General features: G+C 71.0%; 2 protein-coding genes. Both read right to left on the bottom strand.

Features of this window, described 5'->3' with window-relative positions; genetic code table 11:
* Positions 1-7: 7 nt before the first annotated feature.
* A complete protein-coding gene (locus P1V51_23380; protein MDF1565997.1) occupies positions 8-1,540 on the bottom strand; it encodes a M20/M25/M40 family metallo-hydrolase in 1,533 nt (510 codons plus the stop codon).
* A gap of 47 nt (positions 1,541-1,587) precedes the next feature.
* Positions 1,588-12,957, bottom strand: coding sequence for a fibronectin type III domain-containing protein (locus P1V51_23375; protein MDF1565996.1), 11,370 nt, complete (start codon positions 12,955-12,957; stop codon positions 1,588-1,590).
* Positions 12,958-13,015: the final 58 nt, after the last annotated feature.

Below are 13,015 nucleotides of genomic sequence, written 5' to 3'. Positions count from 1 at the left end.
CAGCCTATCACCCTCCGGCGGCGGCTTGGACGAGGGTGCCGTAGAAGCGGATGGCCTCTCCGTAGTGGGCGAGCGGGACCCGCTCGTCGTGGCCGTGGATGGTCTCCAGGGCCTCGGGGTCCAACCGCCAGGGGCCGAAGCGGTACACGCTCCTCGAGAGACCCGTGTAGTGGCGGGCGTCGGTGGCGCCGAGGACCAGGCTGGGGGCGATCAGGGCGTCGGGGAAGGCCGCGGCGATGGCCGAGCGCAGCTGCTCGTAGGCCGCCCCTTCGGCCGGTGAGACCGGCGACTCCTCCACCGGCGGCTCCCCCGGGGCGCTGACCTCGATCTCGAGGCCCTGCACCACCTGTCGCACGTGCTCCATCACGTCGAGGCCGGTCTCGCCCGGGCGGATCCGGAAGTTCACCGTGGCGTTGGCCTCGGTGGCCAGCACGTTCTCCTTCACCCCGGCCGAGAAGAGGGTCGGCGCGGTGGTGGTGCGGATCAGGGCGTTGGTGGCCGGCTGGGCCGCGAGCTTGCCCGCCAGCACCGGCGCCAGGAGCCAGCGGTTGGCGATGCCCAGGCGCTGGCCGAAGGGCAGCTCCGGCGCGATGCCGTCGAGGAGGGAGCCGGCCGGCCCGTCGAGGGAGGCGGGCAGCTGGTGCTGCTCGAGGCGGGCGAGGGCCTCGCCCAGCCGGCCGATGGCGGTGCGGGCCGGCGGCATCGAGCTGTGACCGCCCTTCGCCCGGGCCTTCAGCTCCACGGTGAAGTAGCGCTTCTCGGCCAGGCCGATGAGGGCCGCCGGGCGCTCGAGGCCCTTGACCACGCCCTCGGTGACGGCGAGCCCCTCGTCCAGCACCAGGTGGGCCCGCACGCCCTTCGCCGCCAGGTGAGCGGCGATCTCCTGCGCGCCCCGGCCGCCGATCTCCTCGTCCATGCCCATGGCGAGGAGGACCGGGCGCTTCGGCTCGAAGCCGGCGCCGAGGAGCCGCTCGGTCGCCTCCAGGACCGCCAGGCAGGAGCCCTTGTCGTCGAGGGCACCCCGCCCCCAGATCTCGCCCTCCACGATCGCCCCGGAGAAGGGCGGCTGCTTCCAGGCCTCGGGGTTGCCCGCCGGCACCACGTCGAGGTGGCAGACCAGGAGGAGGGCCTCGGCCGGGAGCTCGGGCCGCCAGGAGAAGAGGAGGCCGAGCTCGCCGACGCGCTCCGGGGCGAGCTTCGCGTGGACCTGGGGGAAGCTCTCCGCCAGGTAGCGCAGCAGCCCCTCGAAGGCGTTCGCCGGACGCTCTCGCGGCTCCCCCTCGCCCGCGTCGGCGTCGTCCTCCGGCGCCGGGGTGGCGGGCCGGAGGAAGCCCCCCTGGGAGGTCGTCGGGAAGCGCAGGGCGCCGGCCAGGCGCTCGGCCGCCGCCTGCAGGTCCGCCTCGTCGAGGGAGGCGAGGGCCTCTGGCACCGCCACCGCGGCGGGCGGCGGGGGCAGCGGCATCGTCGCCGCCCGCACGACCAGGGTGAGGGTGAGGGCGGTCAGCCCGAAGATGGCGACCAGGAAGACGCGCAGCTTCATGGGCGGCAGTCTAGACCAGACCGCCGCCCATGGCTGCCGGGGGGCGCCTACTGCGGCTCGTAGAGACCGTCGCCCAGGAGGCGGAGGACGAAGTCCGTGGTCCCCGAGGGGGTGGTGTTGCCGATGTAGAACCTGCCGGTGGCCGGGTCGACGGCCGAGTTCGAGTAGTTCTCGAAGGGCTCCTGCAGCCCGGCCGCGTCGTAGACGGCCTGCGAGCTCCAGTTGCTCATGAGGAAGCAGTCGTCGTCGCAGCGGTTGAGGACGATCTGATCCCGCACCGTGTTGAAGACGAAGTAGGACTCGCCGGGCCCGAAGGTGACCTCCGAGTTGTTCTCCTGTTCCTTCGTGGCCGCCCGGCCCAGGGTCAGGTGATTCCAGCGGCTGGTTCCGTCGTTGCACTGGAAGGGCTCGAAGGGGCAGGTCAGGAGGTGGAGCTCTCCGCCCCAGGCCGCGGTCACCGCCGATCGATTGAGGTGGTTGGCGTCGTCGTCGACCTCGAGCCTGAGCGAGTGCCTGACCATGGCGGGTGCCGTTGCGATGAGAGTGGCCCCGTAGAAGGCGCAGGTCCCCGCACCCGCGAGGCAGTAGTCGTAATAGATGTTGTCGTTGCTGTCCTCGTAGACCAGGCCGATCCGGGGGTCGCTCGCGTCGACGTCGAACCCGTAGACCAAGCCGCTGATGCCGGTGGTGACGGGCACGTTGTACCAGGTCGAGTTGCAGGTGGCGTAGTCGCAGAAGGCGAGCGATAGGTCATAGGCGGTCTGCCCGCCCACGGCGGCGAGGTTCATGTAGAAGACCCAGAGCTTCCCGGCGCCCATCGAGATCCGGGGGTAGGTGAGGTTCGTGCTGAAGTGGTACTCGGTGGTCCAGTCGCTGTCCGCGTTGCACGCGGAGCTCCAGGAGCAGCGGCTGACCCAGCCGTCACCGAAGTCGGATCCGACGACGAAGATGTAGGTGCCGTCCGTCTCCACGTCAAAGCGCGTGACGTTGGTGACCGTTCCGATGGCGACGGTCCTCGTCCAGTTGGTCGAGATGGCGCAGTTGCTGGTGGAGGGTGCACACCACTCGACGACGACGTTGTAGTTCTCCGTGTAGGCCTGGACGATCCGGCCACCGCCGTAGCTGCTCCAGCGGGTGACGTAGGCGGCGGAGTCGGGGAGCGTCTGGTCGGGTCCCTGATCCGCCAGCGGCCTGAAGAGGAAGGGACGCGAGTCGGACGACGGCTCACCGAGGGCGGAGTAGGAGCGCAGCGCCGCGGTGTAACTCGACCCGGCGGTCAGGGGAACGGAGGTCATGCTCTGGTAGGGATCGGTGATGTTGATCTGGCTCTGCCAGTTCGTGGTGGCGCCCGGAGCGTAGACGACCGTGTTCCCCGCGACCTCCAGGTTCGGGGTCCAGCCGGCGCGGAGCTCCGCGAGCCCTCCGCCGACGGACGCGTCCTCGTGGGGCGAGGGGACCCGGGGGAGCGCCACGGTGAAGTGGTCATCGGGGTTCAGCCAGGTGAGGCCGATGTTGGTGCCGTAGACCTCCAGGCTCGGGGCCGAGTAGGTCGTCTGGTAGTTCTGGACGGGGAAGGCGCTCCAGTTCCCCGGGATCGTGCAGTTCGTGCTGCTCGGGTTCTCGCAGACCTGGTACTCGATGGACTGGGTGTCGGGGTCCCAGAGGGTGAGGTGGAGCTGCCCGGGGGCCCCCTCGAGGTCGAGGGTGCCGGTCTCGCCCCCCGGGTACCTCACGTTGCTGGCCCAGATGCCCGCCGAGGACCAGTCCGCGCCGGCGCTGCATCCCCCGGTCGAGGAGAGGGCGCAGCGGCGCATCTCCTGATCGTTCACGCCGGCCTTCCTCGCCTCCAGCGTCCGGTAGGTCACGTAGATGGTGCCATCGGCGATGGTCGCATCCATGTCCATGAAGTAGGCGCTCGCGGTCGCGATGTTGTTGGTCGTCCTCGTCGCGCAGGCGCTCGTCGCGGAGGCGGTGCGGGTGTCACAGCGGGTCACCCGTAGCGTGGCGTTCGCGAGGCACGAGAGCGGACAGCCCGTGAGCGTCGCCTGGGGATGGATGATCCAGACGTAGCGCTCGTCCGCGACCATGGCGGGGGCCAGGCTCACCGGGCCGGCGATCGGGTTGGTGATGTCGATGGGGGTGGCGGACCAGTCCGTGGCGGTCGTGCAGTCAGTGGAGCCGAGCTCGCAGCTCCAGATCCGCAGCACGTCCGTGGCGTCGTCCACGAGCGCGGCGGCGACGACGTGGGTGGTCGTCATCGCCAGGCTCAGGGAGCCATCCCGGTTCAGGGCGTCCGGGGCGGCGAGCTGCATGGTGCCCCAGCCGCTCGTGGAGGCGCAGTCCGAGGTCTTCCGGCAGTACATGATGTACTGACCGACGTTGCCGGAGGTGATGTCCTCCTGCGTGCTGGCCACGAGGATCGCGTCCTGGGTGGCCACCACCGAGGGCCGCTCGGAGGAGATGTAGCGGTAGCCGGGGTACTCGGTGAACCAGGTCCAGTTCGCCGGCTTCTTGCAGTCGAGCGTGGCGGCCTCACAGCGGCCGATGCGGAAGGCCTGCCGATCGTCCGCGTTCGTGGTGGGGTAGTAGCGCGTCTTGGCGAAGACCCAGAGGATCCCCTCGTCATAGAGGAGGGTCGGTCGCTCGCCGGCCCGATCGTACTCTTCGGGGCCGACGGCGCTCACACCGATGCCCAGGACGGTCGACTCGTCGCCCGACCAGGCGCCGTAGTTGCCCGCCTTGTCCACGGCCCGGACGTGCACGTAGTAGGGGACCAGGTTGTCGAGGCCCTCGATGAGGGCGGTGGGGGTCTCGACGTTGATGGTGGTCGCGCCGGCGAAGGCCGAGCTGGTCGAGTACTGGACCTGGTAGTGGTCCACCCCGGAGTTGGCGTCGGTCGCGGTGGCCCAGGAGACGGTCATCTGTCGGCTACCCGGAGAGAGGTAGAGGCCCGTGACCTGAGAGGGAACGACGTTGTCGTAGTAGACGTACGCGTAGCGATACGAGGCGGACCTGTTCCCGGCGGCGTCTTCGACGCAGGCGAGGACGTACTTTCCACCGAGGGTCGGCGGGATGGTCGTCGTGTGACTGAGGGTGCAGGGGGGGGCCGTGCAGCTCCCCGGGAAGGGGTAGCTGTAGGTGCCGTTCGAGCAGGTGAACCCGGTTCCGTAGATGCCGACGGCCGCGACCAGATCGGTGCCGACCGAGAGGTTGTCGTCGGCCGTGATGTCCACCGTGACCGAGGTGCTGTTGGTGTAGATGTCGACCGGGTTCGTTGCCTCGAGCGACACGACGGTCGGGGCCTGGGTGTCGAGGTCCAGGGTCTGGGATTCGATGGTGCTCACCCGGCCGCTGCGGTCCTGCACCTGGACGTAGATGGTCTTGGGGCCGTTCGCCGCCGAGAGGATGTAGTTCGCGTTGGAGTCGTAGGACTGCCAGGCGACCCCGGCGAGGGTCGGGTTCTCGCCGATGCGCATCTGACAGTAGGAGTTGCACCCGAAGTACTGCTCGAGCACGGTGGTCTTGATGACGACCAGCGTGTCGTCGGCGGTGCCGCCGCTCAGGGTCGTCCCGGCGCTGTCGGTCACGGTGAAGCTGGTGATCGAGGGGTCGTGGTAGTCCGTGTAGGTGTAGGCGTAGCGGGAGGTGCTCACGTTCCCGGCGGCATCCCGGACCCAGGCGTAGGTGTAGTAGATGCCCGAGGTGTTGGCGGAGGCGCCGTTGACGTCCCAGGTCTTGTCGGTGGCGAAGGCCTCCCAGACGCCGCCGGCGCCGCTGGAGTACTGGGCGTAGCGCATCTGGCTCAGGGACAGGTTGTCCGAGGCCGTCAGGGTGAAGTCGTTGCTGTCATCCTGGGAGTAGAGCTCGTCCCGCGTGAAGCTGATGATCACCGGCGGCGTCGTGTCGAGGTTGATGGTGTCGCTGACCGTGGCGATGTTCCCGGCCGTGTCCTTCAGGCAGGCCACCACGCTGCGGGTGCCGTCGCTGTCGACCAGGTCGAGGGTCGGGGTCTCGGGGCTCGAGAAGGCCTGGTAGGTCGCGGCGGTGCAGTCGATGGTCTCGGCCGCATAGGCGTAGAAGGCGGCGTCGGCGCTGGTGATGGTCGCGGTGACCGAGAGGACGGTGCTCCAGGTGGCGCCGGCGTTGATGGAGAGGGCGCCGCCGGGGGCGCTCCGATCGAGGGTGATCGTGTCCGAGATCTGGGCCGTTCTTCCCGAGCGATCCTTCAGGCAGACGAGCACCGTGTGCAGGGTGTCGCTGTCGGAGAGGATGAACTGGAAGTTGTTGTTGAAGCTCGAGTAGCTCGCGCTGGCGCAGTCGATGGACCCCTCGGCCACCGCCATCTGGGTGACATCCGTGGAGTAAGCGGGGATCTGCGCGCTCACGTTGCGCTCGTTGGTGTGGGAGGCCCCGTTGGCCAGCACGAGGGTGCCGGTGGGGTTGGTACGATCCAGGTAGATGCTGCGGTAGGCCTTCGTCTGCTGGCCCGAGCCGTCCTCGACGCAGACCGAGACGTACTTCCAGCCGTCCGGATTCGAGTCCGTCGGGTCCAGGTCGAAGGAGGCCACCGAGGGGGTGAAGGGCACGTAGGAGGCCGTGCCGCAGTCGATGATCGGGAGGCCCAGCTTCACCGACATCTGGGACACGTCGCCCGAGGCGGTGATGGCCAGGTCGACCAGGTCGTCGGTCGTGTAGAGGGCGCCACCATCGATGGTCAGGCCCACGGTCGGCGCGGCGCGGTCGAGGATGATGTCGTCGCTCTTGGAGACGATCCAGCCGGCGGCGTCCTTGAAGCAGGCGACCACGGTCCGCACGCCGTCCTGATCCTGGAGGGGCCAGTTGTTCACCGTGCCGGCGAAGGCGCCGTAGGTGGCGCTGGCGCAGTCGATGGACTCGTTGCCGATGGCCACGGTCACGGTCTCGGGGGTGGTGAGGGTGAGGGTCACCTGGGCCGTGGTCAGCGTCGTGTAGGCCGCGCCGCCGTCGATCTGGAGGGTGGCCGTCGAGGGCGGGACCGTGTCGACGGTGATCGAGTCGGTGACCCGAACCGAGTTGCCAGCGGCGTCCTTCAGGCAGACGCTGACGGTCTTGCTGCCCTCACCGACGGGCAGGGTCCAGGCCCGCGCCGCGGAGAAGGGCTCGTAGGTCGCGCTGGTGCAGACGAGCGAGCCGCCGTCGGCCACCGCGATGGCCGTGACGTCCCCGTCGGCGGTGATGTCGAGGACCACCGCGGCGGTCTGGGTGTGCGAGGCGCCGTTGTCGATCGCCACCGAGCCGGTCGGGGCCACCGAGTCGACGATGATGGCGTCGGAGGTGCTGGCGGTCAGGCCGGCGGCGTCCTTGAAGCAGACGCTGACGGTGCGAGTACCCTGGCCGCCGAGGGTGATGCCCTTGGTGGTGGCGAAGGCCTCCCAGACCAGGGTGCCGTCGGCGCAGTCGATGCTGGTCGTCTCGCGCACCGCCATCTGATTGGCGTCGCCCGGCGCGCTGAGGTTCAGGGTCACGCCGGTCGAGGTGGCGTAGGTGGTGCCCCCGTTGATGGCGACCGTGCCCGCCGGAGGCGTGCGGTCGAGGATGATGCTGTCACTCTTGGAGACGATCCAGCCCGCGGCGTCCTTGAAGCAGGCCACCACCGTGCGCACGCCGTCCTGGTCCTGGAGGGGGTGGTTGTTCACCGGGCTGGCGAAGGCGCCGTAGGTGGCGCCGGCGCAGTCGATCGACTCGTTGCCGTAGGCGACGGTGACGGTCTCGGGGGTGGAGAAGGTGAGGGTGACCTGCGCGTTCGAGGCGGTGGTGTAGGCGGCGCCGGCGTCGATCGTGAGGCTCGCCGTGGTCGGCGCGGTGGAGTCGAGGGTGATGGCGTCGCTCACCGAGGCGGTGTTCCCGGCGGCGTCCTTGAGGCAGACGCTGACGGTCTTGCTGCCCTCGCCCGCGGGCAGGGTCCAGGCCCGGGCCGCCGAGAAGGGCTCGTAGGTCGCGCTGCTGCAGAGGATCGAGCCGCCGTCGGCCACGGCGAGGGCGATCACGTCCGCCGCCGCGGTGATGTCGAGGGTGACCGAGGTCGCCTGGGTGTGGGAGGCCCCGTTGTTGATGAGCACCGAGCCGGTCGGCGCCACCGAGTCGACGACGATGCTGTCCATCGCGCTCGCCCGGAGGCCCGCGGCGTCCTCGAAGCAGACGCTGACCGTGCGGGTACCCTGGCCGCCCAGGGTCAGGCCCTTGGTGGTGGCGAAGGCCTCCCAGACCAGGGTGCCGTCGCTGCAGTCGATGGTGGCGGTCTCCCGCACCGCCATCAGGGTGGTGTCGGAGGGGGCCGCCAGGTTCAGGGTGACGCCGGTGGAGGTGGCGAAGGTGGCGCCCGCGTCGATGGCGACGGCGCCCGCCGGCGGCGAGGTGTCGAGGGTGACCGTGTCCACGGCCGAGCTGCGGTTGCCCGCGGCGTCCAGGAAGCAGGCGACGACCGTCTTCACCCCGTCGCCGATGGAGGGCGGGAAGGTGGTGCTGGCGGCGGTGTCACCGAGGGTGACGCTGGTGTAGGTGGCGGCGGCGCAGTCGAGGGAGCCCTCGGCCAGGGCGTAGCCCGCGGTGTCGTTGGGGAAGGAGAGCGAGACGGCCAGCGGGGTCCCGGTGGCGTAGGTGTTGCCGCCGGCCAGGGTGACGATGCCGCTCGGGGCCAGGGTGTCGAGGGTGATGGTGTCCGAGGCAGAGCCGGTGCGGCCGGCGGCGTCCCGGAAGCAGGCGGTGACGGTCTTGCCGCCGTCGCCGGCGGAGAGCACCCAGGTGCGCGGCGTGGTGAAGGCGCCGTAGCTGGCCGTGCCGCAGTCGAGGCTGCCGTTGGCGATGGCGACCTCGGCGACGTCCGCCGGAGCGGTGAGGTCGAGGCTGACCACCGCGCCGGTGGTGTAGGTGGCGCCCGCGGCGATGCTCACCGTCCCCGTGGTCGGGCTGGAGGTGTCGAGGATGATCGAGTCCGAGGTCGAGGCGGCGTTGCCGGCCCCGTCGCGGTAGCAGACGCTCACGGTCTTCGTGCCGTCGCCGCCCGGCAGGGTCCAGGGCAGGGAGGAGACGAAGGCCTGGTAGGTCGCGGTGCCGCAGTTGATGGCGGTGCCGTCGACCACCGCCAGGTCGGCGGTGTCCGCCGGGGCGATGAAGGTGAGGGTGACGCTGCCGTCGATGTCGTAGATCGCGCCGTTGTCGATGCTGAGGCTTCCCGCCGGCGCGCTGGCGTCGAGGAGGATGGTGTCCTGGGCCATGGCGGCCCGGCCGCCGGCCTCGCGGATGCAGGCGACGACGGTCTTCATCCCGTCACCGCCCGAGATCGTGAAGGAGGTCGAGGCGGAGGTGTTCCCCACGGTGACCGCGGTGTAGGTGGCGCTGGCGCAGTCGATCGAGTTCTCGGCCAGGGCGTAGCCGTTGGTGTCGGCGAGGAAGGAGAGGCCCACCGCGACCGAGAGGTCGGCGGTGTAGGTGCCGCCCGCGTCGAGGCTCACCGAGCCGGTCGGAGGAGCGGTGTCGAGGGTGATGGAGTCGGTGGTGCTGCTGGTGCGGCCGGCCGCGTCCTTGAAGCAGACGCTGACGCTCTTGCTGCCGTCGGCGCCCGGGAGGGTGTGGGCGACGAGGCTGGCGAAGGGCTGGTAGGCGGCGGCGCCGCAGTTGATGGTCGCGCCGTTGGCGATGGCCAGGCTCGTGGTGTCCGGCGGGGCGGAGAGCGCCAGGCTCACGCTGGGCGAGAAGGTGTAGCCGGCGGCCGGGGCCACCAGGGTGTAGCCGCTGGTGTCGCCCTGGATCGCCAGGGAGCCGGCGGGATCCGTCGTGTCGAGCACGATGGCGTCCTGGGCGCTGGCGGTGAGGCCGGCGGCGTCCTTGAAGCAGACGCTGACGGTCTTGGTGCCGTCACCGCCGGGCAGGGGCCAGGCCAGGGGGGAGGCGAAGCCCTGGTAGGTCGCCGTGCCGCAGTTGATGGTCGCGCCGTTCACCACGGCCATCTCGGTGGTGTCGGAGGGGGCCGAGAAGGTGAGGCTCGAGGTCCCGGTGGTGTTGTAGGTGGCGCCGAGATCGATGGCGACCGTCCCGGAGGGCGGCGCCGTGTCGAGGATGATGGTGTCGGCGCTCCAGGCGGTGTTGGTGGCCGCGTCGGTGAAGCAGGCCGAGACCGTCTTGGTGCCGTCGCCGCCCGGCAGGGAGTGGGTCGTGCTGGCCGAGGTGTTGCCGACCGTGACCGGGGTGTAGGTGGCGGCGTCACAGTCGATGACGCCGTCGCCCAGGGCGTAGCCCGTGGTGTCGTTGGGGAAGGTCAGGGCCACGGCCACCGTGGTGCCGGTGGTGTAGGCGGCGCCGCCGGCCAGGGTGATGGTGCCCGAGGGGCTCGAGGCGTCGAGGATGATGCTCGCCGAGGTGGTGCCGGTGCGGCCGGCGGCGTCCTGGAAGCAGGCCACCAGGTTCTTGCTCCCGGCGGAGGCCGAGAGGGTGAAGGCCATCGAGGGGGTGTAGGGCTGGTAGGCCGCGGTGGCGCAGTCGAGGGTGGCGGCCTCCCGCACCGCCAGGCCGGTCACGTCGGCGGCGGCGGTGAAGTCGAGGACCACGGAGGTGGTCTGGGTGTGGGTCGCGCCCGCGTTGATGGTCATCGAGCCGGTGGGGTTCGCGGTGTCCAGGGTGATCGTGTCGCTGGCGCTGTCCCGGTTCCCGGCGGCGTCCTCGAAGCAGACCGTGACGGTCTTCAGGCCGTCGCCCGCGGAGAGGGACCAGGTGAAGGGGGAGGAGAAGCCCACGTAGGTGGCCGTCGCGCAGTCGAGGGTCGCGGCGTTGGCGATCGACATCCGCAGGGTGTCGGCCGGGACGACGAAGCGCAGGGAGGCCGTGGTGCTCGTGGCGTAGGTCGCGCCGTCGTCGATGGTGACCGTGCCGGTGGGCAGGACGGTGTCGAGGACGATGGTGCTCGAGGTGGAGGCGACCCGCCCGGCGGCCTCGCGGACGCAGGCGACGACGGTCTTGGTGCCGTCCCCCGCGGAGAAGGTGAAGCTCGTCGAGGCGGAGGTGAGCCCGACGCTCACCGGGGTGTAGGTGGCGCCGGCGCAGTCGAGGGACGACTCGGCCAGGGCGTAGCCGCTGGTGTCGTCGAGGAAGGTGAGCGCGACCGAGACGGTGGGGGAGGTGGTGTAGGACGCGCCGCTCGCGAGGCTGAGGCCGGCCGTCGGCGGCACGGTGTCGAGCTTGATGGCGGCGCTGGTGCTCGCCGTGTTCCCGGCGGCGTCCTTGAAGCAGACGCTGATGTCCTTCGAGCCGTCACCGGCGGGCAGGGTCCGGGGGATCACCCCGGCGTAGGCCTGATAGGTGGCGGTGTTGCAGTCGAGCGTGGGACCGTCGCCCAGGGCGACCTCCAGGGTGTCGGTGGGCGCCGAGAGCAGGGCCTGGATCGCGGTGGAGAAGGAGTAGCCGGCGCCGCTGCCGGCGAGGGTGTAGCCGGCGTGGTCCCCCTGGAGGGTGACGGTGCCGGCGGGCGCCGCGGTGTCGAGCACGATCTGGTCGAGGATCGCGGCGGTGTTCCCGGCGGCGTCCTCGAGGCAGCCGTAGACGATCTTGGTGCCGTCGCCGGTGGTGAGGGTCCAGGCCCGGCTCGGGGCGAAGGCCTGCCAGCCGGTGGCGGCGTCGCAGTCGGCGATCGCCGTGTTCGAGAAGGTCATCCGGGCCGTGTCGCCCGGGGCGGTCACGCCGAGCTGCACGGCCACGCCGTCGGTGTAGGCCGCGCCGTCGTCGATGGAGAGGGCGCCGGCGGGCGCGGTCTGGTCGAGGGTGATGGTGGTCGCGTAGGAGGCGGCGTTGCCGGCCTGGTCCTCGAAGCAGACGACCACGGTCTTCACGCCGTCGCCGGCCGGCAGGCTCCAGGTGGTCGAGGTGCTGGTGCCGGTGGTGGCGGTGTAGGTGGCGACGCCGCAGTCGAGGGCGCCGTTGGCCAGGGCGTAGCCGGCGGTGTCGCTGGCGTAGCCGAGGTCGACCGCCACCGTGAGGGTGTCGGTGACCGCCGCGCCGGCGTCGAGGGTGATCGAGCCGGCGGGGACGGTGGTGTCCAGGACGATCGTGTCCGACGCGCTGCCCGTCCGGCGGGCGGCGTCCCGGAAGCAGACCGTGACGGTCTTGGTGGCGTCGCCGGCGGTCAGGACCCAGGAGCGCACGCTGGCGAAGGGCTCGTAGGTGGCGGTGGCGCAGTCGAGGGCGCCGTTGCCCACGGCCATGAAGGTCACGTCGGCGTCGCCCACGATGGAGAGGGTCACCGGGGTGGAGGTGGTGTAGGTGGCGCCGCCGTCGATGCTGACGCTGCCGCCGGTGGGGTTCGTGGTGTCGAGGACGATCTCGTCCTGGACGGCGAAGGTGTTGCCGGCCGCGTCGCGCAGGCAGCCGTGGACGGTCTTGGTGCCGTCGCCGGCGGCGAGGGTCCAGGCCCGGCTCGGGGCGAAGGCCTGCCAGCCGGTGGCGGCGTCGCAGTCGGCGATCGCCGTGTTCGAGAAGGTCATGGAGGCGGTGTCGCTGGGCGCGCTGACGCCGAGCTGCACGCCGAGGGCCGTCGCGTAGGTGGCGCCCGCGTCGATGGTCAGGGAGCCGGCGGGGGCGGTCTGGTCGAGGGTGATGGTCGTGGCGTAGGAGGCGGTGTTGCCCGCGCTGTCCCGGAAGCAGGCCACCACGGTCTTCACGCCGTCACCCGAGGGGAGGCTCCAGGTGGTGGAGAGGCTCGTGCCGGTGGCGGCGGTGTAGGTGGCGACGCCGCAGTCGAGGGCGCCGTTGGCCAGGGCGTAGCCGGCGGTGTCGCTGGCGTAGCCGAGGTCGACCGCCACCGTGAGGGTGTCGGTGACCGCCGCGCCGGCGTCGAGGGTGATCGAGCCGGCGGGGACGGTGGTGTCCAGGACGATCGTGTCCGACGCGCTGCCCGTCCGGCGGGCGGCGTCCCGGAAGCAGACCGTGACGGTCTTGGTGGCGTCGCCGGCGGTCAGGACCCAGGAGCGCACGCTGGCGAAGGGCTCGTAGGTGGCGGTGGCGCAGTCGAGGGCGCCGTTGCCCACGGCCATGTGGGTCACGTCGGCGTCGGCGGTGATCGTCAGGGTCACCGGGGTGTTCGTGGCGTAGGCGGCGCCCCCGTCGATGGCCACGCTGCCGCCGGTGGGATCGGTGGTGTCGAGGATGATCTCGTCCTGGACCGGGGAGGTGTTCCCCGCGGCGTCGCGCAGGCAGGCGTGGACGGTCTTGGTGGCGTCGCCGGTGGTGAGCGTCCACGACCGGGAGGGCGCGAAGGCGACGTAGCCGGTGGCCGTGCCGCAGTCGGCGATGGGGCTGTTGGAGACGAGCACGTCGGCCGTGTCGGCCGGCGCGGTGAAGGTGAGCACCACCGACGCGCCGGTCGCGTAAGCGGCCCCGCCGTCGATGATCATCGAGCCGACCGGGGCCTCCCGGTCGACGATGATCGTGCCGGCGGCGTTGATCACGTTG

This window comes from Deltaproteobacteria bacterium, from assembly GCA_029210625.1.
Classification (GTDB): Bacteria; Myxococcota; Myxococcia; order SLRQ01; family SLRQ01; genus JARGFU01.
The sequence above is the reverse complement of the archived record's forward strand: the minus strand, read 5'-3'. Positions and strand labels throughout refer to the sequence as shown.